We start from the raw sequence: 22,304 nt of genomic DNA, 5'->3' as shown, positions 1-22,304 counted from the left end.
CCCCGCCGGCCTTCCTACGACGAGCTCCGCTACGAGGGGCGCCGCACCGACGGACCGGCGCACGCGGCCACCGGGACCGTGGCCGACGAGCCGCCGCCCCTGCGGTCCAGGGCGGAGACGACCCAGGAGCGCGCGGCCCGCAACGCCGCCGAGCTCGACTCCACGGCGGTGCTGCCGTACCTGCCCTCCCGCACGGCCGCGCGCACCCGCGACCTGCGGGCGTGGATGCTGACCGTGCCGTTCGACCTCGCCGCGCTGCTCACCCCGCTGCTGTGGAGCCGGCAGTACGAGAAGGGCGTCGTCGTCGCCGCGCTGCTGGCCGTCGGGCTCTACTCGGTCGGCGGGCTCTACCGCGGCCGGCGCCACATCAGCTTCCTCGACGAGCTGCCCAACCTGATCGGGCGGACGCTGGTCGCGGCCGCCGCGGTCGCCACGGTGGTCGCCGTGCGGCACGACTCGGTCGTCTACGCGGGCGAGTTCCTGCGCGTGTTCATCGTCTCCGGCCTGGTGGTGCTGGCCAGCCGGGCGGTGACCCGCAGCGCCATCCTGTGGGCCCGGCGGCGGCGCCTGGTGGAGCACACCGCGATCGTCGTGGGCGGCGGCCCGGTCGCGATCGAGCTGGCGCGGCTGCTGCGCCGCTACCCGCAGTACGGGCTGCGGTTCATCGGTTTCGTCGACGCGGTGGGCACGCCGCACAACGACGTGCAGAGCATGCCGCTGCTGGGCCGGCTCGGCGACATCCGCGACCAGGTCGGCGCCACCGACTGCGACGTCGTCATCTTCGCCGACATCGAGGTGCCGGAGGCGCAGCTCATCGACGTCGTGCGGGCCCCGGAACTGGCCGGCTGCGACCTGTGGATGGTGCCGCGGCTGCGCGAGTTCTACTCGGACACCGCGGTGCCCGACCACATCGGCGCGATCCCGGTCGTGCCGGTCCGCCGCTCGACGCTGTCCGGCCTGCGCTGGGCGTTGAAGCGCGCCTTCGACCTGCTCTTCGCCGGCATCGCGATCGTGCTGGTGAGCCCGGTGCTGCTGATCTGCGCGGTGGGGACGCGGCTCGAGGGCGGCCCCGGCGTCTTCTTCTACCAGGAGCGGATCGGCCGCTACGGTCGGCCGTTCCGGCTCATCAAGTTCCGCTCCATGCGCCCGGCCAACGAGCGGGAGTCGCAGACGAACTGGTCGGTCGCCGACGACCCCCGGGTCGGCCCGTTCGGCCGGTTCATGCGCCGTACCTCCATCGACGAGCTGCCGCAGCTGTGGAACATCCTGCGCGGGGACATGACCGTGGTCGGCCCCCGCCCGGAGCGCCCGTTCTTCGTCGACCAGTTCTCCGCCGACTACCCCGGCTACGCCATGCGTCACCGGGTGCCGGTCGGCCTGACGGGGCTGGCCCAGGTCAGCGGCCTGCGCGGGGACACGCCGATCTCCGACCGGGCCCGGTTCGACAACTACTACATCGAGAACTGGTCGCTCTGGCTCGACATCAAGGTCCTCATGCGCACGGCGGCCGAGGTGTTCCGCGCCGGCGGGCGCTGAGGGGCCTTCAGCGCTCGACCCTGTGGGTGCCCCGGGCCGGGGTGACCACGAACGCGTCGGGGGGCGTGAAGCCGGCTTCGGCGAACGCCTCCCGCACCGCCGCCTCGACCGCCTCGCAGCGGTCCGCGTCGACCAGGGCGAGCACGCACCCGCCGAAGCCGCCGCCGGTCATCCGGGCCCCGTAGGCGCCGGCCGCCAGCGCCGCCGTCACCACGGTGTCGACCTGCGGCACGGTGATCTCGTAGTCGTCGCGCATCGACTCGTGCGAGGCCGTCATCAGCGGCCCGATGGCCCGGGCGTCGCCGGCCCGCAGCGCCTCGACGGTGTCCAGCACGCGCTGGTCCTCGGTGACCACGTGCCGGACCCGCTTGCGCATGACCTCGTCGTCGAGCCGGGCCAGGGCCGCGTCGAGGCCGTCCGGCTGGATGTCGCGCAGGGCCGGCACGTCGAGGATCTTCGCCGCCTCCTCGCAGCTGCGCCGGCGGGCCGCGTACTCGCCCGTCACGTGCGCGTGCGGGGCCTTGCTGTCCACCACCAGGATGGCCAGCCCCTGCGCGGCGAGGTCGAACGGCACCTGCTCGGTGGCCAGGGACCGGCAGTCCAGGAACAGCGCGTGGCCCGCCTGGCACAGCGTGGAGGCCGACTGGTCCATGATGCCGGTGGGGGCGCCGACGTACTCGTTCTCGGCGCGCTGGGCGAGGCGTGGGCGTACCGCCATCGGCACGTCCAGTCCCGCGAGGTCCAGCAGCACGGCCATGACGGCGCACTCGAGCGCCGCGGAGGAGGACAGCCCGGCCCCGAACGGGACGTCGGAGGCGATCGCCAGGGACGCACCCGGGACATCGTGGCCGGCCTCGCGCAGGGCCCAGACGACCCCGGCGATGTACGACGCCCAGCCCTCGACCTTGTCGTCCGGGCCGAACGCGACCGTCTCGCCGGTCTGCTCGGACGTGACCGTCCATTGCGGACCGTCGGCGCGCCGGCCGCCCACCACGGTGGCGTGCGGCAGCGCGAAGGGCAGCACGTAGCCGTCGTTGTAGTCGGTGTGCTCGCCGATGAGGTTCACCCGGCCCGGGCTCGCCCACACGGCGTCCCACGGGCCCTCGGGGAGCCTTTCCAGCGCGGTGCTCACAGCACGACCTCCCGCAGCATCTGCGCCGCCTGCTCGGGGCGTACGTCGTTCACGAACACGCCCATCGCCGACTCCGAACCGGCCAGGTACTTGAGCTTGCCCGGCGCCCGCCGCGTGCTGAACAGCTGCAGGTGCAGGTAGGCGAGGTCCCGCGCGACCCGCACGGGGGCCTGGTGCCAGGCCGCGATGTACGGCATGGCCAGCCCGAACATGCCGTCGAGGCGGTTGAGGACCTCGAGGTACAGCGGGCCGAACGCGTCGCGCTCCTCGGTCGTGAGCGCGGGGATGTCGGCCACCTGGCGGTTCGGGTACAGGTGGATCTCGAACGGCCAGCGCGCCGTCGCGGGCACGAACGCCGTCCACAGCTCGTTGCCGGCCACGATGCGCGTCCCGGCCGCGCGCTCGGCCGCCAGCACGTCGGCGAAGAGGTTGCTGCCGCCGGCGCTGCGCTCGCGGTGCTCCCGGGCCGAGCGCAGCATGCGGCGGGTGCGCGGGGTGACGAAGGGGTACGCGTAGATCTGCCCGTGCGGGTGGGAGAGGGTCACCCCGATCTCCTCGCCGCGGTTCTCGAAGCAGAAGACCTGCTCGACATCGTCGCGGGTGGACAGGTCGGCGGTGCGGTCGGCCCACGCCTCCATCACGGTGCGGACCCGGGCGGGCGTCAGCGAGGCGAACGAGGCGTTGTGGTCCGAGGTGAAGCAGACGACCTCGCAGCGCCCGGCGGCCGGGCGGGTCGGCACGAGCCCGGGCAGGACGTCGCCCTGGGCCGGTCCGACGCGGTGGCTGAACGAGGGGAAGCGGTTCTCGAAGACCACGACGTCGTACTCCGGCGCCGGGATCTCGCTCTGCCACTCGGGCGTCGAGGGGCACAGCGGGCACTGGTCGCTCGGCGGCAGGAAGGTCCGGGCCTGGCGGTGCGCGGCGATCGCGACCCACTCGTCCAGGATCGGATCGTGCCGCATCTCCGACGCCGGGGGTGGCGGCGGCAGATCCCGTTGGTCGACGGCGTCCCGGGACGCATCGTCGCGCTCATCGAAGTAGATGAGCTCCCGGCCGTCGGCGAGATGGGTGACCGTTCGCTTCACTCGTTCTCCAGGTTAACCGTTCGGATCCACGACGATGAGCTCACCGACGCGCTCGGCCAGCTGCACGCGCGCCTCCGCGGCCAGCCCGACGTCGGTGATGAGGATGTCCGCCTCGTCCAGCGGGGTGATGGTCGCGATGCCCACCATCTCCCACTTGGTGTGGTCGGCGAGCACCACGAGCCGGCGGGCGGCGGCCACCAGCAGGCGGTTGGTGCCGGCCTCCATGAGGTTCGGGGTGGTGAAACCGGTCCGCGGGCTCATCCCGTGCACGCCGAGGAACAGCACGTCGACGTTGAGCGAGCCGATCGCGGCCTCGGCCACGGGGCCGGCGAGGGCGTCCGAGGGGGTGCGGATGCCGCCGGTGAGCACGACCGTCTGGTCGGGGCGCCCGGCGTGGTACAGGGTGTCGGCGACCGGGATCGAGTTGGTGACGATGGTCAGCCCCGGGACGTCGACGAGGTGCGCGGCCAGCGCGGCGGTGGTGGTGCCGGCCGACAGCGCGACCGCGGTGTGCGGCTCGATGAGCTTGGCGGCCCGCTCGGCGATCGCCGCCTTCTCGTTGCGCTGGCGCACCGACTTGGCGTCGAAGCCGGGCTCCTCGGTCGAGCCGGGCCCGGCGATGGTCGCGCCGCCGTGCACCTTGTCCACTAACCCCCGGTCAGCCAGGGCTTCGAGGTCGCGCCGGATGGTCATGTCGGAGACGCCGAACTGGCGGACCAGCTGGCTCACGCGCACGCCACCGTGGCGGCGGACCAGATCCAGGATGGCCGCCTGCCGTTGCTGTGCGAGCATCACGCCGTTCCCTTCGCAGGCGCAGCGGGGGTGAGCACGGCTGCGCGAGTGGCCGGACCCACAACGGGTTCCAACGCAGACGTTACGTCTCCCGCACGCCCTTGCGCCCCGCTGGCCCGGTCGAAGTCCTCGGCCGCTCGCATGGCGTACAGCTTCGAACCTAGACGACCAGAAGTCAACAAACTCGAACAGCCATCTGTCGGTCACAGGTGCCGTGGGAGCGCTGGTTGTTACCGACATGTGTCGATGATTTTAGCGGGCAAACGCTCATCGATCATGGCAAATCGCACCTGATCATGGCCTGAGATCCATTGACAATGTCCGTTTTTCCGAGGACTGTCGCCGTACTGGAGGTTCTCGTTTGGTTCTGTGCCTTGCTGAGGAGGAAGCGATGAACTTCTCCCGTCGTGCTGTCCTGGGCGGCGCCATGGCCGGGTTCGGAGGGGTGGCGGCGACGTCACTGCTCGCCGCTTGCGGCGGCGACTCCGGCGACGGCGGCAGCGCCACCTCGGAGGTCACCTTCGGGTCCAACTACTCCGACAACGTCCCCAAGACCGCGATGGCCAATGTCATCTCGGGCTACGCGAACGGCAAGAACGTCAAGGTCAACACCGTCGATCACAACTCGTTCCAGGAGAACATCAACCGGTACCTGCAGGGCAATCCGGACGACGTCTTCTGCTGGTTCGCGGGCTACCGGATGCAGTTCTTCGCCCAGCAGGGCCTGGCCGGCGACATCTCCGACGTGTGGAGCGAGGTCGGCGCCAACTTCTCCGACGCGCTGAAGGCCGCCTCGACCGGCGCGGACGGCAAGCAGTACTTCCTGCCGTTCTACAACTATCCGTGGGGCGTCTTCTACCGCAAGAGCGTCTGGCAGCAGAAGGGCTACGCGGCCCCCAAGACGCTCGACGAGTTCAAGACGCTGTGCGAGAAGATGAAGACCGACGGGCTGGTCCCGATCGCCTTCGCCGACAAGGACGGCTGGCCCGCGATGGGCACGTTCGACTACCTGAACATGCGCATCAACGGCTACCAGTTCCACGTCGACCTCATGGCCGGCAAGCAGACCTGGACCGACGCCAAGCTCAAGACGGTCTTCGACACCTGGCGGGGGCTGTTGCCGTACCACCAGCCGGGTGCCAACGGCCGCACCTGGCAGGAGGCCGCCCAGTCGCTGCTGAACAAGCAGTCCGGCATGTACGTCGGCGGCACCTTCGTCGGCGAGCAGTTCACCGGGGCCGACCTCGACGACCTCGACTTCTTCGCCTTCCCCGAGATCAACTCGGAGTTCGGGCAGGACGCGGTCGAGGCGCCGATCGACGGCTTCATGATGGCGGCCAAGCCCAAGAACGCGGCGGGGGCCAAGGAGCTGCTGAAGTACCTGGCGACCGGGCCCGCGGAGCTGGCGTACCTCAAGAGCAACCCGACCAACGTGGCCGGCAACAAGACCGCCGACACGTCCGGCTACACCGCGCTGCAGAAGAAGTCCGCCGAGCTCATCAGCAGCGCCAAGCACATCTCGCAGTTCCTCGACCGCGACACCCGCCCCGACTTCGCCTCGCAGGTCATGATCCCGGCCCTGCAGACCTTCATCAACAAGCCCGACGACGTCGACGGCCTCCTGAAGAACATCGAGGCCCAGAAGAAGACCATCTTCACGTCGTGAAGATCAAGCGCTTCGGCATGAGCGACCGCGCCGTCATCGCGGTCGTGCTCGGCGTGGCGATCGTGCTGGACCTCGCGCTCATCTGGGGTCCCACGATCGCCTCCGTCGGGCTGTCCTTCACGTCCTGGAACGGCGTCACCGACCCCGTCTGGGTCGGCGGGAAGAACTACGACACCATCGTCAACGTCTATCCGCCGTTCTGGCCGGCGATGCGGCACAACCTGCTGTGGCTGGCGTTCCTGGGACTGATCGCCACCCCGCTCGGGCTGTTCTTCGCCGTGCTGCTGGACAAGAGCCTGCGCCTCGGCCGGTTCTACCAGAGCGCGCTCTACCTGCCGGTCGTGCTGTCCCTGGCGATCGTCGGCTTCATCGCGCAGCTGGTGTACTCCCGCGACTACGGCGCCCTGAACAACATCCTCGGCCGCACCGGAAATCCCATCGACTTCCTTGGCGACCCGTCGATCAACATCTGGGCCGTGCTGGTGGCGGTGGGGTGGCGGCACGTCGGGTACGTGATGATCCTGTACCTGGCGGGCCTCAAGGCGGTCGACCCGGCGCTGAAGGAGTCCGCGGCCCTGGACGGCGCCAACGAGGCCCAGACCTTCTTCCGGGTCACGTTCCCCACCCTGCGCCCGGTCAACATCATCGTCCTGGTCATCACCGTCATCGAGGGCCTGCGCGCCTTCGACATCGTCTACGCCATCAACCGCGGCCGCAACGGCCTGGAACTGCTGAGCGTGCTCGTGACCGACAACATCATCGGCGAGGCCAGCCGGATCGGCTTCGGCTCGGCGATCGCCGTGATCCTGCTGCTGATCTCGCTCGGCTTCATCGTCACCTATCTCGTGCGCATCCTGCGGGAGGAGCGATGAGACTCAGACCCGCCCGCCTCGTCCTGAACGCGGCCCTGATGATCGTCGCGCTGGGCTGGCTGGCCCCGCTCGCGCTGGCCGTCTACGCCTCGCTGCGCCCCTACGAGGAGACGTCCCGCAAGGGGTACTTCTCCTGGCCCGACAAGCTCACGCTCCATTACTACGCCCAGGTGTGGGACTCGGCGGAGCTGCCGAAGTACTTCACGAACTCCCTGATCGTCGCGGTGCCGGGCGTCATCCTGACCCTGTTCCTGGCCTCGTTCGTGGCCTTCTGCATCGCCCGCCTGCGGATCCGCTTCTCGCTGCCGCTGCTCGTGGTGTTCACCGCCGGCAACCTGCTGCCGCCGCAGGTGCTGGTGACGCCGCTGTACGAGATGTACAAGCAGATCCCGGTCCCCGCCTTCGTCTCGGAGTCCGGCACCCTCTACGACTCCTACGCGGGCCTCATCCTCATCCACGTCGCGTTCCAGGTCGGCTTCTGCGTCTTCGTCCTGTCCAACTTCATGCGCACCCTGCCGACGGAGATCACCGAGGCCGCGGTGATGGACGGCGCGGGCGTCTGGCTGCAGTACTGGAAGGTCACCCTGCCCCTGTGCCGCCCGGCCCTGGCCGCCCTGGCGACGCTGCTGTTCACCTGGATCTACAACGACTTCCTGTACGCCCTGGTCCTCATCTCGACCGGCGACAAACTGCCGGTGACGAGCGCCCTGAACAACCTGCGCGGCCAGTTCTTCACCGACTACAACCTGCTGGCGGCGGGCTCGCTGCTGGTCGCCCTGCCCACGCTGATCGTCTTCTTCGCCCTGCAACGCCAGTTCGTGGCCGGCCTCACCCTCGGAGCCGCCAAGGGCTGACCGGTACTCGAGTGTCGTCAACCGGCCCTGGGTGGGCTAACCTCTTAGCTAAGGAGGTCGCCATGACCGAGGTCGCCGCCCAGTTCAACATCCACGAGGCGAAGACGAACCTGTCCCGCATCATCGAGCGCGTCGAGCACGGCGAGGAGATCACCATCAGCCGGGCCGGCACCCCGGTCGCGAAGCTCGTCCCGTTCAACCGCGAGGTTCGCCGGACCGGCCGCGGCTCCCTCGCCGGTCGGCTGGTCCTGGCCGACGACTGGGACTCGCCCGAGGTGAACGCCGCGGTCGCCGAGGACTTCTACTCGTGAGCCTGCTCCTCGACACGCATGTCGTGCTGTGGTGGCTCATGGACGATCCCACGCTCGACGGCGGCTTCAAGGATCGGCTCGACCGCGATCCCGATGTCTACGTGAGCGCCGCGACCGTGTGGGAGGTGGCCATCAAGCAGTCGCTGGGCAAGCTCGGGCCGGTTGACCTGCCGGAACTGGTCCGCGACAGCGGGTTCCGCCCGCTGCCGATCGCGGCGGGGCACGGGATCGTCGCCGGTCGGCTTCCGCTGATCCACCGCGACCCCTTCGATCGCATGCTCATCGCGCAGGCCCGGGTCGAGGGCCTCACGCTCGCCACCCGCGACGCCAGCATCCAGAAGTACGACCTCAACATCCTGGCGGTCTGACCGGCGGGAGCTCGCCCCGCCGGCGTCAGAAGGGCCGCGTGCCGACGGTGGTCAGGCGTTGGGTGGCTCGGGACAGGGCCACGTACAGCGTGCGCACGCCGGTCGCCGCCTCGTCGCGGATGGCGGCCGGCTCCACCACGAGGACGCCGTCGTACTCCATGCCCTTCGAGTCCAGGGCGCCGACCGTCTGCAGGCGTTGCGGGTCGAGGCCGTCCAGCCACGCCGCCACCTCGTCGCGGCGGGCGGTCGGGGTGATCACGCCCACCGTGCCCTCGACCTGGTCCAGCAGGGTCTTGGCGGCCTCGCGGACGGCCGGGGCCAGGTCCTCGGTGACCGTCTCGATCGGGTCGATGCCCGAGGAGCGTACCGCCGTGGGGAGTTCCAGGTCCGGCTGGGCCGCGCGGATCACGCGGGCGGCGACGGCGAAGATCTCGGCCGAGTTGCGGTAGTTGGTGGTCAGTGTGAACGACGAGCGGCGGCGGGTGCCGACGGCGGCCTCCATGGCGCGGTCGGACTCGGCGGCGTCGTTCCAGGCGGCCTGGGCCGGGTCGCCGACGATGGTCCAGGTGGCGTGCGGGCCGCGGCGGCCGACCATGCGCCACTGCATGGGGGAGACGTCCTGGGACTCGTCGACGATGATGTGGGCGTAGTCGCGGTAGTCGTCGGGGCGCTCGATGGCCTGGGCGCGGGCGGCGGCCATGCGCTCGTAGGACGTGGAGACCTCGTGCACGCCCTCGGCCACCTGGAACGGGTCGCGCGCGGCGCGCTTGCGGACCGGGGGGTCGCCGAGGTACTCGTGCAGCTCGTCCAGCAGCGCCACGTCCTCGACCGACAGGTGCTCGACGTCGATCGAGGCGGCCAGGGTGGCGATCTCGCGGTTGCTCAGCACGCCGTTCGCCCAGCGCTGCAGCCGATGGCGGTCGGCCATCCAGCCCAGCACCTCGGTGGGCCGCAGGACCGGCCACCAGCCGCGCATGAACTGCATGAACTCCTGGCGCTCGGCGGTGTCGGAGGCGAACTCGGCGCGCTGCTGGGTGCGGCCCGACCCGAGCAGCTCCGTGCTCTGCCGCCACAGCGCGTCCAGCACGTGCCCGGCCGCCTTGGCCCGGGCCGCGTTGCGCTTCACGCCGAGGTTGAGCACGGTGCGGCGCAGCTCGTCGAGGGCCTGCTTGTCGAGGGTCAGCAGCTCCCCGCGGTACAACATCCGGAAGCGATCGGGGGAATCCGGCACCGGCCCCCGTGCGGCCCGGCTCAGCACCCGCTGCATGCGCAGCGAGCCCTTGACGGCGGCCACCTCCGGGGGCTCGTGCCGGGTCGCCTGCACGCCGATCACGAGCTGGCCGAGGGAGCGCAGGGTCGCGGTGTCCTCGCCGAGCGACGGCAGCACCCGCGAGACGTACCCGACGAACACGTCCGACGGGCCGACGACGAGCACGCCGCCGCTCTCGTACCGGTTGCGGTCGGCGTAGAGCAGGTACGCGGCCCGGTGCAGCGCGACGGCGGTCTTGCCGGTGCCCGGCCCGCCCCGCACGATCGTCACCCCGGACGCGGGGGAGCGGATGGCGTCGTCCTGCTCGCGCTGGATGGTCGCGACGATGTCCTTCATGCCCCGGCCGGTGGCCCGCGACAGGTTCGCCAGCAGCGCGCCGTCCCCGATCACGGGCAGGTCGGCGGGCGCGGCCGCCGGATCCAGCAGGTCGTCCTCGATCGAGACAACCTTCTCGTTGGTACTGCGAATGCTCCGCCGCCGCACCACGCCCATCCGGTCGGCGGGGGTGGCCCGGTAGAACGGGGCCGCGGCGGGCGCGCGCCAGTCCACGACCAGCGACTCGTACTCCTCGTCGCGCAGGCCGAGCCGCCCGATGTACCGGACCTCGCCGTCCGGCACCGCCGGCTCCACGGCCGCGGCGTCCGCGCCGGAGACCCCCTCCGGGCCCAGGTCGAGCCGGCCGAAGACCAGCCCGTCGTGCTCGCTCTCGAGGGCGCGCCGGCGCCGGGCCGCGTGGTACACCATGGCGTCCCGCTCGACCAGGGCGCCGAAGTTGCCGACCCGGGCCAGGCTGTACCCGGCCTTCTCGACCTCGGCGGCGGAGATGCGCAGCTGGTCCAGCCGCACGTAGACCCGGTCGAGATACGCCTGCTCGGCGGCGATCTCCGAGTCGCGAACCGCGTCGCTCAACGCACCACTCCTGCCGCCCGGCGAAAAAACAACCCCGAAAGCTTACTCGCCACTCGAGGTTCGTCCGATCACGGCGTGGCCGCGGGCTCCTTCTCGGCCTCCTCGCGGATGGCCTTGGCCTCGGCGGCCGCCTTGCGTCGCAGGTAGAAGGTGGTGGCGAGGCCCGCGACGACGGCGACGGCGAGCGCCACCCAGGAGAAGTCCTTGAGCCACTTCTCGGCGACCTGGCCCAGCGAGTAGATCGCGAACACGGTGCCGAACGACCAGACTATGCCGCCCGAGGCATTGGCGAGCAGGAACTTGCCGTACGGCACCCGCAGGGCGCCCGCCAGCGGCCCGGCGAGGATGCGCAGCAGGGCGATGAACCGGCCGAAGAAGACCGCCCACACGCCCCAGCGGCTGAACGCCCGCTCGGCCTTGGCCAGGTGCTCGGGGCCGAAGTGCTTGGGGAAGCGCCGGCCGAACCGCTCCAGCAGCGCGCGCCCGCCCCGCCGGCCGATCACGTAGCCGATGCTGTCGCCGGCGATCGCGCCGACGGCGGCCGAGGAGGCGACCAGCCACGGGCTCACCGAGGTCGTCACGGACAGCAGCGAGGCGGTGACGAGCGTGATCTCACCGGGGAGCGGCACACCCATGCTCTCGATCCCGATCACGGCCCCGACCAGGAGGTACACCCAGATCGGGGACAGTGTGCCCATCCAGACCTCGATGTGATGCACCCGGACCCCTCCCCCTGTGAGCTTCCGTTCTCGGTAAGCGTCTCATAGTTTCCTGAGCGTGGGCTGTCTGGTGTACGGCGCGAACGGTTACAGCGGGTCACTCCTTGCCCGGCTGGCGGTGACGCGCGGTGAGCGTCCGATCCTCGCCGGCCGCTCCGCGGGGCCCGTGCGGGCGCTCGCGGAAGAGCTCGGGTTGCCGTACCGGATCGGCGCTCCGTCCTTGGAACTGCTGGAGGGTGTGCGGGCCGTCGTCAACTGCGCCGGCCCGTTCGCCGAGACCGCGGCGCCGATGGTGGCCGCCTGCCTCGAAGCCGGGGTGCACTACCTCGACATCACGGGTGAGCTGGACGTGTTCGACTGGATGTTCAACCAGGATACGGCCGCCCGGCATTCCGGGGTCGCCATGATCACCGGGGCCGGGTTCGACGTGGTGCCGACCGACTGCCTGGCCGCCCTGCTCGCGGCCGAGCTGCCGGGCGCGGTCGCGCTCGAACTGGCCTTCGCGGCGCCCGGCGGCCTGTCCCGCGGTACCGCGAGAACCGCTCTGGCCGAAATGGGCTCCGGCGCCGCCCGGCGGATCGGCGGGGAGCTGGTGCGCACGCGCTTCGGCGAGCCGTCGCGCTCGGTCCCGTTTCCTTCCGGTGTACGGCGTGTCGGCGCGACCCGCTGGGGCGACCTCGTCACCGCGTACCGGTCGACGGGCATTGCGGACATCACGGTGTACATGCCGCTGCCGCCGGGTTCGTCGCTCGCCCCGCTGTTCCGCTTCGGGCCGCTGCGCCGCGCCGCGCGCGCCATGGTCCGCCGCGGCGGGCCGTCGGACGCGGTGCGCGCGGCGCAGGGCTGCGAGGTGTGGGCGGAGGTGCGCGACGGGGCCGGCGCGGTGCGGACCGGCACGCTGACCGGCCCGAACGCGTACGCGCTGACGGCCGACGCGTCGCTGCGCGCCGTGCAGCGGGTCCTCGCCGGTGAGGTGGCGCCGGGGGTGCACACGCCGTCGTCCGCGCTGGGGGCCGGCTTCGTCCGAACGCTGGACGGGGTGACGGTCACGCTGTCGTGACGTTTTCGGCTTCTGTCGCTTTTGCGGGCTTTTATGCGGCCGTGGCGGTCGGCTTGGCCGGCGCCGGCTTGGCGGTGCGCTGACGCGGAGTGCGGCGGGGCTTGTGGCCGGAGCGCTTGATGACCGACACGATGGCGTCGGTCACGCAGTCCGGGCGCTCGATCGGCAGCATGTGCCCGGCCTCGTCGCACAGCCGCAGCTCGGCGTCGGGCAGCTCGCGCGCGATGGTCTCGGCGCAGGCGGGCGGGGTGAGGCGGTCGGCGGTACCGACGAGGACGGCCACGGGCAGGCCCCGCATCGCGGCCAGGGTCTCCACCCGGTGGTGCAGGTCGACCGAGGGCCGGAACCCGCCGATCGCGCACAGCGGGGCGTTGCCGACCATGGACGCGGTGAGCGCGACCCAGCTCGTGTCGACCCGGTGCCCGAAGACGAGCCAGCGCACCCCGGGCGCGAGCAGGGGCATCAGCCGCCGGTGCGGCCGCCAGGCGCCGGACCGCGCGAGCAGCCCCGCACCCTGCACCTCGAGCACGCGCATGACCCGCGCGAGCCGGGGGCTGAGCCCGTAACTGGTCCGCGAGGACCCCTCGGCGGACGTGGACACGAGCACGATCCCGACGACCCGCCGCGCGAACGTGGCCGCGTGGCGGTGGGCGTACTCCATGATCGCCATCCCGCCGAGCGAGTGCCCGGCCAGCACGATCGGCCCGCGCGGGACGAGCTGCTCGATGACCTCGGCGAGATCGTCCCCGAGCTGCTCGAGCGTGGCCGTGGTCCCGCGGGTGGCGTCGGACCGCCCATGCCCACGAAGATCGAAAGCGAGGATCTGCACCGGCGCCCCGAGCCGCTCGGGCAGGTCGGCGATCTGCCGGCGCCACAGTCGATTGTCGAGCGTCCAGCCGTGCAGGAGGACCACCGTGATCGGCCGCCGCGAGACCGCGCTCGCCTTGGCGGGGTGGAGCACGCTGTACAGGCGGGCGCCGTCCTTGAGCCGCACGGGCTTGGAGACGACGGTACCCATGAAAGATTGTTACCCGCGAGTTACGCGGATTACCCCTGTCACCCGTGCCTACTCCGATAACACTCTGATCACGTAACCGGACGGCGCGGGTGATCTTGCGAAATGTCGGGCGCTGCGCGCCGCGACATTTCGGACTTATAACCTGACGGGGTATAAATGCGATAAGTCCGATCACGGCGTGTCGGACTTATCGATCAAGCGCTTGACCAGCTAAAACGTCTTGCCGGTCGGGTCTGCCGCGCTCTTGGCCGACCGTGTCAGCGCATCCGGCTCGTTTGCCGCGCGCCGGCCTCCAGCGCGGGTCTGGTTGGCGACACCTGCGGCATCGGCCCGCACCTCGCCGGCTCGCTGCAGCCGCTCTTGTGCGCATCCCCGGCCACGGCCTCGCCGCCATCGCCATCTCCATGCCGCGGTAGCCGTTCCCTCCGGAACTCGCCACGGCGCCGCGGCGAGCTGCGGGAGTGCGCCGCGTTCGGGGGCGGTGGGCTGCGGGAATGCGCCGCGTTCGGGGGCGGTGGGCTGCGGGAATGCGCCGCGTTCGGGCGTGGTGGGCTGCGGGAGTGCGCCGCGTTCGGGGGCGGTGGGCTGCGGAAATCCGCCACGGCGGTGCGGGGAGCTGCGGGAACCCGCCACGTTCGGGGGCGGCGAGCTGAAGAAACGCCAAACGCCGCCGGACCGGGGTCCGGCGGCGTCTCGCGTGAAACCAGCGTCAGGCGGCTTCGAACACGCCCGCGTCGACGAGGCGCTTCTCGGTGGCGTCCCAGCCGTTCTCCGGCTCGGCCGCGGCCAGGGCCTGGATCTCGGCCCGGATCTTGGCGGCGTGGCCGGCCCCGGCGAGCACGCGGATCTCCTCGGCGAAGGCGTCGGAGGAGGTGCTCAGGTGGACGGTCTTGCCATTGGTCAGGTTGCGCACGTACACGTGCTTGCCCTTGTTGAGCGGGATGAGGTACTTGAACTCACCCAGCACACTGAGGGCGCCGGATGCACCGGCCTGACCGGCGCGGACTGAGGCCCGCGCGGTCTTTGAGGTGTTGCTCGCCACGGCGGGAACTCCTTGTCGAGGCTGTACGGAAGACAAGAAAGTGTAACAGCCGCTCGGACCGGCCGAAAAAAGGCGAGTAACCGATAGATGATCCGTCCGTTGGACAAATCGTAGGACCGGTTCGCTGTTTCTCTGGCGCACCGCGCTCAACATCGTCATCATTGGTCCCAACAGTCACCGCCGCACAGCCTGGCATGACCCATGGAGCACGAGGTCGTAGGGGAAGACGCACCTCGGTCTCCAGGAGGTCTTACGTGCCCACGCGTGGCGTCATATACGTTCACTCGTCTCCGCTCGCCGTGTCTTCGCACGTCGAGTGGGCGATCGCGCGCGTCCTCGGCGCGCCGGTCCGCCTCGAGTGGTCGGTGCAGCCTGTCGAGCCCTCGGCCCGCCGGGCGCAGTGCTCGTGGTCCGGCGCGACCGGCACGGGCGGAGAGCTCGCGGCCGCGCTCCGGCAATGGCCGATGACGCGCTTCGAGGTCACCGAGGAGCCGAGCCCCGGCGTGGACGGGGAGCGGTTCATGCACGTGCCCGGGCGCGGCCTGTTCCGCGGGTCCACCAGCGCCAACGGGGACATCGTGCTGTCCGAGGACCGGCTGCGCGCCCTGGTCGCGAGCGCCCGCGGCTACGAGTCGCTCGCGCACACCCTGGAGAAGGCGCTGGGCGCGCCGTGGGACGCGGAGCTGGAGCCGTACCGCCACGCCGCCGACGGCGTCCCGATGACCCTTCTCACCCGGGTTGGGTGAATCGCCCACATTGCATGGTCATGGTTGAGTAGGGCGGTGCCGAGTCCCGCGCGTCGCCTCATGCTGTCCCTGACCGCCCTCGCCCTGCTCGCGAGCGGCTGCGGCGGGGACGACGGCAACGACCCGACGGCGAACCAGAGCGGGCCCGGGTCGGCCTTGGTGCCGGGGGAGGACCCGGCCGCGCTGGCCGCCCGCCTCTCGGACGAGGAACTCGTCGGACAACTGCTGATGCCGTACGCGTACGGCAACGCGGCCGACAAAGTGTCCTCCGGCTCGGCGTCGGCCAACCGCACGTACGCCGGAGCATCGACGCCCGCCGAGATCATCAAGAAGTACCACCTGGGCGGCATCATCCTCGTCTCGTCGAGTGCGGACGACCCGACCGCCGGCACCAACAAGACCACGAACGTCGAGTCCCCGGCCCAGGTCGCGAAGCTCACCGCCGGCCTGCAGCAGGCGGCCCTGAGCCAACCGGCCCGGCTGCCGCTGCTCATCGGCACGGACCAGGAGTACGGCCAGGTCACCCGCCTCCGCGACGGCATCGTCCAGCTCCCCTCGGCGCTGGCCTTCGGCGCGGCGGGCGACCCGGCCCTCACCGAGGCGGCGTGGAAGGCGGCCGGCACCGAGCTCGCCGCGATCGGCCTCAACGTCGACTTCGCCCCCGACGCCGACGTCCTGGGCAGCCAGCCGGGCGGGGTGATCGGCTCCCGCTCGTACGGCAGCGACCCGGCCAAGGTCTCCACCCAGGTCAGCGCGGCCGTGCGCGGCCTGCAGTCGGCGGGCGTGGCGGCAACGGTCAAACACTTCCCGGGCCACGGCCACACGACGACCGACAGCCACAGCACCCTGCCGGTCCTCTCGCAGAACATGACCGCCCTGGAGTCCGGCGACCTCCCACCCTTCACCGCCGCCCGCGACGCCGGCGTGGGCCTGATCATGTCCGGCCACCTGGACGTCAAGGCGATCGATCCGGGTGTACCGGCGTCCTTCTCCTCAAAAGTGCTCGTGGACCTGCTGCGGACGAAGCTCAAGTACACCGGCGTCGTGGTCACGGACGCCCTGAACATGGCTCCCGCCGAGCAGTGGGGCCCGGGCGAGGGAGCGGTACGCGCCATCCTCGCCGGCAACGACATCCTCCTCATGCCGACGAACCTGTCCGCCGCGTACAAGAGCCTGCTCGAAGCCGTGAAGTCCGGCCGCATCACGAAACAGCGCTTGATTGAGTCGGCGACAAGGATTCTGGCGCTGAAGGCGCGGCTGGCGACGGTACCGAAGCCGGATCCCGGTGTGGTGGACGGCGCCGACGGCAAGCAGGCCGCGCGCGCCGGAGCCGCGGGCGCCATCACCGTCCTGCGCGGCAAGTGCTCCGGCCCCCTGGTCACCGGCCCGATCCGCGTCACGACGGCCGGTTCGGACACGGCCCGCGGCTGGCTGGAGGAGAGTTTGCGCGCGGCGGGCGCAGAGGTGGTGACCCAGGGCGGCTCGGAGGTCCGCCTGATCGGCTACGGCCGCGGCTCCGCCGACCTGTCCTCGACGGCCGCGGTGACGGTGGCCCTGGACACCCCGTACGTGCTCGGCTCCGCGAAGGGCACCCTGCTCGCCACGTACTCGTCCTCGCGGGCCTCGATGTCGGCGCTGGCCGACGTGCTGCTGGGCAAGGCGAAGGCGCCGGGCCGCTCACCGGTTCCGGTGCCGGGCCTCCCGGCGACGGCCTGCTGAAAAGCCGGGCAAACACATCGGGGCGCCCCTCGAAAGGAGCGCCCCGAAGAGATTTCGGACTCAGACGCGGGCGAAGACCAGTGCCGCGTTGTGCCCGCCGAAACCGAACGAGTTGTTCAGGGCCGCCGGGATCTCGAGGTGCCGGGCCTTGTGGGCGGCCACCTCCAGGTCCAGCGCGTCGTCCGGGTCGTCGAGGTTGATCGTGGGCGGTACGACGCCGTGGTGGACCGCGAGGATCGTGGCGATCGACTCGACCGCGCCCGCCGCGCCCAGCAGGTGGCCGGTCATGGACTTGGTCGAGGTCAGGATCGGGTGGTCGCCCAGGGCGCGGTGCAGCGCCTTGATCTCGGCGATGTCGCCGACCGGGGTCGAAGTGGCGTGGGCGTTGACGTGCTGGACGTCGGACTTGGCCACGCCGGCGTCGCGCAGGGCGAACTCGATGGCCCGGACCGCGCCGTCGCCTTCGGGGTGGGGCTGCACGATGTCGTACCCGTCGGAGCTCAGGCCGGCACCGGCCAGGCGGGCGTAGATGCGGGCGCCGCGGGCGCGGGCGTGGTCGGCGCGCTCGAGGACGATGACGCCGGCGCCCTCGCCGAGGACGAAGCCGTCGCGGCCCTTGTCCCACGGGCGGGAGGCGCGCTCCGGGTCGTCGTTGCGCACCGACATGGCGCGCATCGAGGCGAACCCGGCGATCGGCAGCGGGTGGATCACGGCCTCGGTGCCGCCGGCCACGACGATGTCGGCGCGGCCGAGGCGGATCAGGTCCAGGCCGTGCGCGATCGCCTCGGCGCCGGTGGCACAGGCGCTGGCGACGCAGTGCACGCCGGCCCGGGCGCCGAGCTCCAGGCCGATCCAGGCCGCGGGGCCGTTCGGCATGAGCATCGGCACGGTGTGCGGGGAGACCTTGCGGGGTCCGCTGGCCTCCAGGATGTCGTCCTGGTTGAGCAGAGTCTGGGCGCCGCCGATGCCCGTGCCCACGCTGACGGCGAGCCGGTCCTTCTCCACCTCGGGCGAGCCGGCGTCGGCCCAGGCCTCGCGGGCGGCGATGATGGCGGTCATCTCACTGCGGTCCAGGCGGCGGGCCTGGACCCGGTCGATCTTCTCGAGCGGGTCGGCCGCGAGTTGCGCGGCGATCCGGACGGTCAGTTGCGCGGCCCACTCCTGGGGCAACGCCGATACCCCGGACTTGCCGGCGAGCATGGCGTCCCAGGTGGACGGCACGTCACCGCCGAGGGGAGTGGTGGCCCCCATGCCGGTGACGACGACCTCAACACTCACTGCTCAACAACTCCCTCTGCGGCAAACCCGGTGCGCCGGGGTCCCGGTGCGGGACCCCGGCGGCAGCATCAGGCCTGCGACTTCTCGATGTAAGAAACGGCGTCGCCGACGGTCTTGAGGTTCGGCACCTCGTCATCCGGGATCTTCACGCCGAACTTCTCCTCGGCCGCCACGACGACCTCGACCATGGACAGCGAGTCGACGTCCAGGTCATCGGTGAACGACTTCTCCTCGGCGACGTCGTCGGGGTTGACTCCGGCGACCTCTTCGAGGATTTCGGCGAGGCCTTCGGCGATCTCTTCACGGGTGGACATAGAGCTTTCCTTCCTAGGGTTGACGCGCTCGTCAGGACGAGATGAACAGATCGCTACGGGCAGTGGATGACTTGGCCCGCGTACGTCAGGCCGCCGCCGAAGCCGAAGAGCAGCACGGGCGCCCCGGAGGGGATCTCGTGCCGTTCGATGGCCTTGGACAGGGCCAGCGGGATGCTGGCGGCCGACGTGTTGCCCGATTCGACGAGGTCCTTGAGCACCACGGCGTTGGGCAGGTCGAGCCGCTTGACGATCCCGTCGATGATCCGCGTGTTGGCCTGGTGGGCGACGAACGCGGCGATGTCCTTGCCCTGCACGCCGGCGCGGTCGAGCGCGGCCTGGGCGTACGGGGCGATGGCGGTGGTGGCCCAGCGGAAGACCGCCTGGCCCTCCTGCTTGATGTAGGGGCGCCACCCCTCAATCTTGAGCACGTCGCCCTTCTCGGGCGCCGAGCCCCAGACCACGGGGCCGATGCCGGGCTGCTCGCCCTCGGCCACGGCGCTGACCACGGCCGCGCCGGCGCCGTCGCCGAAGAGCACGGCGGTGGTCCGGTCGGTCCAGTCGGTCACGTCCGAGAGCTTCTCCGCCCCGATGACCAGGGCGTTGCGGGCCGCACCGGCCCGGATCGCGTGGTCGGCGCTGGCCAGGCCGTAGCAGAAGCCGGAGCAGGCGGTGTTGAGGTCGTACGCGGCCGGCGCGTTGATGCCGAGCTTGGCCGCCACGCGGGTGGCCACGTTCGGGCAGCGGTCGATCGAGCTGCAGGTGGCCACGATGACGGTGTCGATGTCGGCGGCGGTCAGCCCGGAGGCCGCGAGGGCCTTGCCGGCCGCGGCGATCGCCATGTCGGCGACGGTCTCGGAGCCGGCCACGCGCCGCTCGGCGATGCCGACCCGGTCGCGGATCCAGGCGTCGTTGGTCTCGATCACCTTCGACAGGTCGTCGTTGGTGATGACCTGGGACGGCTGGTAGTGGCCGAACGCCAGGATCTTGGATCCGGCAGCCGGGGTCATAGTTGGCCTCCAATGCGGGCGAGCGGCCGGCCGGGGGCGACCGGTTCGTCGAGACGGGCGAGCCACTCGGTGAGCACGCCGGCGCCGGGCGCGGCGACGTCGACGGGGCCCCGCGCGGTCAGCACGGCCCCGATGACCTGGCCGGACTCGACGCGGGTGCCGGCGGCGAGGTCCGCGGCCGGGGTGAACGGGCCCGCGCCGGGGGAGATCGCGACGCTGTCCTGCGAGCGAGCCGCCGGACGGGCCGGGTCCCCGCCGTGGCGCGCGATCGCGTCACGCGCCTTGACCAGGTCGTCCGGGGTGTTGACGGTGACGATCTCGATGCCCTTGAGGGCCCGTTTGGCCAAGCCCGCGAGTGTACCGGCGGGAGCCAGCTCGATCACGCCCGTCACCCCCAGCGCGGCCATGGTCTCCATGCACAGGTCCCAGCGCACGGGCGCGGTGACCTGGCGGACCAGGCGCAGCAGCATCTCGGGCCCGTCGGCGACCGGGCTGCCGTCGCGGTTGGACAGCAGCACCTTGCCGGGCGTGCCGGGGGTGATCCCGGCGGCCACCGTGGCCAGCGCGGCCTCGGCCGGGGCCATGAACGGCGTGTGGAACGCCCCGGCCACCTGCAGCTTGATCACCTTGGCCCGCGCGGGCGGCTCGGCGCCGAACTTCTCCAGCCCGCTCAGGGCGCCGGCGGCGACGATCTGGCCGGCCCCGTTGCGGTTGGCCGGGAACAGCCCGGCGGCGTCGATCGCGGCGACGACCTCGTCCGGGTCGCCGCCGAGCACGGCGCTCATGCCGGTCGGCTCGAGGGCGCAGGCGGCGGCCATCTCGCGGCCGCGCACCCCGGCGAGGGTGACCGCGGCCTCGGGGCTCAGCACGCCGGCCACGGCCGAGGCGGCGAGCTCGCCGACGCTGTGCCCGGCCACCACGGCCACGTCGTGCAGGGGCAGCTCGGCGGCGGTCAGCAGGGCGGCCGCGACCAGCAGCGGCTGGGTCTTCGCGGTGTCCTTGATCTCCTCGGCGTCGGCCTCGGTGCCCAGGTGCACGAGATCGACCCCGGACAGGGCGGACCACCAGCGCAGACGGGCCTCGGCGCCGGGCCGGGCGAGCCACGGGGTCAGGAATCCGGGCTTCTGCGAGCCTTGGCCTGGAGCGAGTAGGGCGAGCACCTCTAAGACTTTTCCGGATTCACTACGGTCGCGCGGGTACCGCGAGACACCAAACTGGACGACGTCACTTGTAGGAACCCTACAAAAGATCGCGTGGTGTTGTGCCAACAGATCCGCCCGGTTACCCGATGGCGTCCGTTGTTCACGCCCCGGACAGGATAATCGGACAAATCACCCCGATGTGGGCGGGGTGGTGGGCGCCGGGCCGAACGGATCCAGCCTCCCAATGGTCAGCGCGATGCGCAATGCGAAGGCGTCGCGGGGTACCAGCGGCGTGAAACCGGTCACTTCGCCGATGCGCCGCAGCCGGTACCGGACGGTGTTCGGATGGACGAACAGCCCCCGCGCGGCGCTCTCCAGGACCCCGCCGCCGGCGAAGAACGCGTCCAGCGTCTCCAGCAGCTCCCCGCCGGCCCGCACGAGCGCGCCGTAGACCTCCTGGCGCAGCATCCGGCGCGCCTCCGCGTCACCGGCCAGGGCGCGCTCGGGCAGCAGGTCGGTCGCGGACACCGGCCGCGGCGCGGCGGGCCAGGCGGGGGCGGCGCGGTAGCCGGCCAGCGCGGCGCGGGCGGACTCGGTCGCCTCGTCCAGCGACGGCACCGCCGGCCCGACCACGACCGGCCCGTCGCCGAAGCCGACCAGCAGGCGCTCGGTCGCGGCCATCGGGTCGGCGGCCCCGCCGAGTACGACGACCAGGCGATCGCCGTGTACGCCGCCGAGGATCTCGACGCCGATGCGACGGGCGGCGCGGTAGACGGTGTGCAGTACCGCCGCGGCTTCTCCTCCTGGAGAGCGACCCACCGCGACCGCGACCGGTGGCGCGTCGGCCCAGCCCAGCGCGGCCGCCCGGCTGGCCAGCACGTCGGAGGAGTCGCCGCGCAGCAGGGCGTCGACCAGCAGGGCCTGCAGCCGGGCGTCCCACGCGCCGCGGGTCTCGGCGGCCCGGGCGTAGACGCGCGCCGCCCCGAACGCGACCTCGCGGCTGTAATAGAGCACGGCCTCGCGCAGCGGCGTCTCCTGCCCGGGCGCGGCCAGGCGCGGCAGGTGCTCCTCGACCACCTCGATGGTGACCCGGATCAGCTGTACGGTCTGGGCGAGGTTGATCGACCGGGCCAGCGCGCGCGGCGCGGCGTCGAAGAACTCCTCGGAGTTGTCCGGCGGCGCGGGCCCGTCCTGATCGCGGTTGCGCAGCCACTCGACCATCGAGCGCACGCCGGCCTGGGCGACCAGCATGACCCAGGCCCGCTGGTCGGCCGGCAGCTCGCGGAACCACGGCAGCGTCTCGTCCATCCGCGCCACGCTGGCCGTGGCCAGCGCGCCGGCCGCGCGCTCGATCGAGCGGACGCTGTCCTCCAGCTCGCCCGCGGCCGCGCCCGCAGCGCCGGCGGGCTCCACGCCGCCCAGCAGCTCCGGGAGGTTCGGGCCGAGGTCGCTCACCCGCATAGC

The 22,304-nt window shown here is 71.6% G+C and carries 21 protein-coding genes; 9 read left to right on the top strand and 12 right to left on the bottom strand.

Annotation, left to right across the window (positions count from 1 at the left end; translation table 11 throughout):
• Positions 1 to 225: 225 nt before the first annotated feature.
• A complete protein-coding gene (locus ACQPZ4_RS43575) occupies positions 226 to 1,536 on the top strand; it encodes a sugar transferase (RefSeq protein ID WP_433066940.1) in 1,311 nt (436 codons plus the stop codon).
• Positions 1,537 to 1,543: 7 nt separating this feature from the next.
• Here ACQPZ4_RS43575 and galK read toward each other — a convergent pair whose 3' ends face one another.
• From galK to ACQPZ4_RS43560, 3 genes are read right to left on the bottom strand one after another with little or no spacing between them, the layout of a single operon-like run.
• Positions 1,544 to 2,668, bottom strand: coding sequence for a galactokinase (galK, locus tag ACQPZ4_RS43570; protein ID WP_433050102.1), 1,125 nt, complete (start codon positions 2,666 to 2,668; stop codon positions 1,544 to 1,546).
• Positions 2,665 to 3,753, bottom strand: a complete 1,089-nt coding sequence (gene galT / locus ACQPZ4_RS43565; RefSeq protein WP_433050099.1) for a galactose-1-phosphate uridylyltransferase — start codon at positions 3,751 to 3,753, stop codon at positions 2,665 to 2,667. Before galT ends, galK begins: the two co-directional genes overlap by 4 nt.
• A gap of 12 nt (positions 3,754 to 3,765) precedes the next feature.
• Positions 3,766 to 4,545, bottom strand: a complete 780-nt coding sequence (locus ACQPZ4_RS43560) for a DeoR/GlpR family DNA-binding transcription regulator (RefSeq protein ID WP_259859061.1) — start codon at positions 4,543 to 4,545, stop codon at positions 3,766 to 3,768.
• A 391-nt stretch (positions 4,546 to 4,936) separates the two neighbouring features.
• Here ACQPZ4_RS43560 and ACQPZ4_RS43555 point away from each other — a divergent pair, with 391 nt between their 5' ends.
• From ACQPZ4_RS43555 to ACQPZ4_RS43535, 5 genes are all read left to right on the top strand, one after another.
• A complete protein-coding gene (locus tag ACQPZ4_RS43555; protein ID WP_433050096.1) occupies positions 4,937 to 6,211 on the top strand; it encodes an ABC transporter substrate-binding protein in 1,275 nt (424 codons plus the stop codon).
• Complete coding sequence (locus ACQPZ4_RS43550; RefSeq protein WP_433050093.1) at positions 6,208 to 7,083, top strand: carbohydrate ABC transporter permease; 876 nt, start codon at positions 6,208 to 6,210, stop codon at positions 7,081 to 7,083. The genes ACQPZ4_RS43555 and ACQPZ4_RS43550 overlap by 4 nt, the downstream gene beginning before the upstream one ends.
• Entirely contained in the window at positions 7,080 to 7,937 is an 858-nt protein-coding gene (locus ACQPZ4_RS43545) for a carbohydrate ABC transporter permease (protein WP_433050090.1), read from the top strand. The genes ACQPZ4_RS43550 and ACQPZ4_RS43545 overlap by 4 nt, the downstream gene beginning before the upstream one ends.
• Before the next feature lie 62 nt (positions 7,938 to 7,999).
• Complete coding sequence (locus ACQPZ4_RS43540; RefSeq protein WP_433050087.1) at positions 8,000 to 8,248, top strand: type II toxin-antitoxin system Phd/YefM family antitoxin; 249 nt, start codon at positions 8,000 to 8,002, stop codon at positions 8,246 to 8,248.
• Positions 8,245 to 8,616, top strand: coding sequence for a type II toxin-antitoxin system VapC family toxin (locus ACQPZ4_RS43535; protein ID WP_433050084.1), 372 nt, complete (start codon positions 8,245 to 8,247; stop codon positions 8,614 to 8,616). The genes ACQPZ4_RS43540 and ACQPZ4_RS43535 overlap by 4 nt, the downstream gene beginning before the upstream one ends.
• Positions 8,617 to 8,641: 25 nt before the next feature.
• Here ACQPZ4_RS43535 and ACQPZ4_RS43530 read toward each other — a convergent pair whose 3' ends face one another.
• Both ACQPZ4_RS43530 and ACQPZ4_RS43525 read right to left on the bottom strand, forming a co-directional pair.
• Positions 8,642 to 10,795 (bottom strand): HelD family protein, encoded by a 2,154-nt coding sequence (locus tag ACQPZ4_RS43530; RefSeq protein ID WP_433050081.1) that lies wholly within the window; start codon positions 10,793 to 10,795, stop codon positions 8,642 to 8,644.
• Between the two features lie 68 nt (positions 10,796 to 10,863).
• Positions 10,864 to 11,514 carry a DedA family protein gene (locus ACQPZ4_RS43525; protein WP_433050078.1) on the bottom strand — a complete coding sequence of 217 codons (651 nt, stop codon included), beginning with the start codon at positions 11,512 to 11,514 and terminating at the stop codon, positions 10,864 to 10,866.
• A 58-nt stretch (positions 11,515 to 11,572) separates the two neighbouring features.
• Between ACQPZ4_RS43525 and ACQPZ4_RS43520 the strand changes: the two genes are divergently transcribed.
• The gene (locus ACQPZ4_RS43520; RefSeq protein WP_433050075.1) at positions 11,573 to 12,574 is read left to right on the top strand and encodes a saccharopine dehydrogenase family protein; all 1,002 of its coding nucleotides are present in this window, start codon (positions 11,573 to 11,575) and stop codon (positions 12,572 to 12,574) included.
• A gap of 31 nt (positions 12,575 to 12,605) precedes the next feature.
• Here the strand turns inward: ACQPZ4_RS43520 and ACQPZ4_RS43515 are convergent, their stop codons facing one another.
• Together ACQPZ4_RS43515 and ACQPZ4_RS43510 are read right to left on the bottom strand one after the other, a co-directional pair.
• Positions 12,606 to 13,592, bottom strand: coding sequence for an alpha/beta fold hydrolase (locus ACQPZ4_RS43515; RefSeq protein WP_433050072.1), 987 nt, complete (start codon positions 13,590 to 13,592; stop codon positions 12,606 to 12,608).
• Between the two features lie 709 nt (positions 13,593 to 14,301).
• Positions 14,302 to 14,634 carry a hypothetical protein gene (locus tag ACQPZ4_RS43510; protein WP_433050069.1) on the bottom strand — a complete coding sequence of 111 codons (333 nt, stop codon included), beginning with the start codon at positions 14,632 to 14,634 and terminating at the stop codon, positions 14,302 to 14,304.
• Positions 14,635 to 14,888: 254 nt separating this feature from the next.
• Between ACQPZ4_RS43510 and ACQPZ4_RS43505 the strand changes: the two genes are divergently transcribed.
• Together ACQPZ4_RS43505 and ACQPZ4_RS43500 are read left to right on the top strand one after the other, a co-directional pair.
• Positions 14,889 to 15,380: a DUF3145 domain-containing protein gene (locus tag ACQPZ4_RS43505; RefSeq protein ID WP_433050066.1), complete on the top strand. Its 492-nt coding sequence runs from the start codon at positions 14,889 to 14,891 to the stop codon at positions 15,378 to 15,380.
• Positions 15,381 to 15,440: 60 nt separating this feature from the next.
• Positions 15,441 to 17,099, top strand: coding sequence for a glycoside hydrolase family 3 protein (locus ACQPZ4_RS43500; protein WP_433050063.1), 1,659 nt, complete (start codon positions 15,441 to 15,443; stop codon positions 17,097 to 17,099).
• A gap of 60 nt (positions 17,100 to 17,159) precedes the next feature.
• Here ACQPZ4_RS43500 and fabF read toward each other — a convergent pair whose 3' ends face one another.
• The 5 genes from fabF to ACQPZ4_RS43475 form a co-directional block, all read right to left on the bottom strand.
• On the bottom strand, positions 17,160 to 18,377 hold the full coding sequence (fabF, locus tag ACQPZ4_RS43495) for a beta-ketoacyl-ACP synthase II (protein WP_433050060.1): 1,218 nt from the start codon (positions 18,375 to 18,377) through the stop codon (positions 17,160 to 17,162).
• A 68-nt stretch (positions 18,378 to 18,445) separates the two neighbouring features.
• Complete coding sequence (locus ACQPZ4_RS43490) at positions 18,446 to 18,691, bottom strand: acyl carrier protein (protein ID WP_223097536.1); 246 nt, start codon at positions 18,689 to 18,691, stop codon at positions 18,446 to 18,448.
• Positions 18,692 to 18,744: 53 nt separating this feature from the next.
• Positions 18,745 to 19,698, bottom strand: coding sequence for a beta-ketoacyl-ACP synthase III (locus ACQPZ4_RS43485; protein ID WP_433050057.1), 954 nt, complete (start codon positions 19,696 to 19,698; stop codon positions 18,745 to 18,747).
• Positions 19,695 to 20,858 carry an acyltransferase domain-containing protein gene (locus ACQPZ4_RS43480; protein ID WP_433050055.1) on the bottom strand — a complete coding sequence of 388 codons (1,164 nt, stop codon included), beginning with the start codon at positions 20,856 to 20,858 and terminating at the stop codon, positions 19,695 to 19,697. The genes ACQPZ4_RS43485 and ACQPZ4_RS43480 overlap by 4 nt, the downstream gene beginning before the upstream one ends.
• Positions 20,859 to 21,029: 171 nt before the next feature.
• Positions 21,030 to 22,253, bottom strand: coding sequence for a PucR family transcriptional regulator (locus ACQPZ4_RS43475; RefSeq protein ID WP_433066937.1), 1,224 nt, complete (start codon positions 22,251 to 22,253; stop codon positions 21,030 to 21,032).
• Positions 22,254 to 22,304 lie beyond the last annotated feature (51 nt).

Origin of the sequence: Dactylosporangium sp. CS-033363, assembly GCF_050942475.1 — a bacterium.
Lineage (GTDB): Bacteria > Actinomycetota > Actinomycetes > Mycobacteriales > Micromonosporaceae > Dactylosporangium.
The sequence above is the reverse complement of the archived record's forward strand: the minus strand, read 5'-3'. Positions and strand labels throughout refer to the sequence as shown.

Bases quoted from the DNA above. Each gene is read 5' to 3' on its own strand.
- ACQPZ4_RS43575 (WP_433066940.1), top strand. From the start codon at position 226: ATGCTGACCGTGCCGTTCGACCTCGCCGCGCTGCTCACCCCGCTGCTG.
- ACQPZ4_RS43545 (WP_433050090.1), top strand. From the start codon at position 7,080: ATGAGACTCAGACCCGCCCGCCTCGTCCTGAACGCGGCCCTGATGATC.
- ACQPZ4_RS43540 (WP_433050087.1), top strand. From the start codon at position 8,000: ATGACCGAGGTCGCCGCCCAGTTCAACATCCACGAGGCGAAGACGAAC.
- ACQPZ4_RS43490 (WP_223097536.1), bottom strand. From the start codon at position 18,691: ATGTCCACCCGTGAAGAGATCGCCGAAGGCCTCGCCGAAATCCTCGAA.
- ACQPZ4_RS43560 (WP_259859061.1), bottom strand. From the start codon at position 4,545: ATGCTCGCACAGCAACGGCAGGCGGCCATCCTGGATCTGGTCCGCCGC.
- ACQPZ4_RS43555 (WP_433050096.1), top strand. From the start codon at position 4,937: ATGAACTTCTCCCGTCGTGCTGTCCTGGGCGGCGCCATGGCCGGGTTC.
- ACQPZ4_RS43515 (WP_433050072.1), bottom strand. From the start codon at position 13,592: ATGGGTACCGTCGTCTCCAAGCCCGTGCGGCTCAAGGACGGCGCCCGC.
- ACQPZ4_RS43500 (WP_433050063.1), top strand. From the start codon at position 15,441: ATGCTGTCCCTGACCGCCCTCGCCCTGCTCGCGAGCGGCTGCGGCGGG.
- ACQPZ4_RS43485 (WP_433050057.1), bottom strand. From the start codon at position 19,698: ATGACCCCGGCTGCCGGATCCAAGATCCTGGCGTTCGGCCACTACCAG.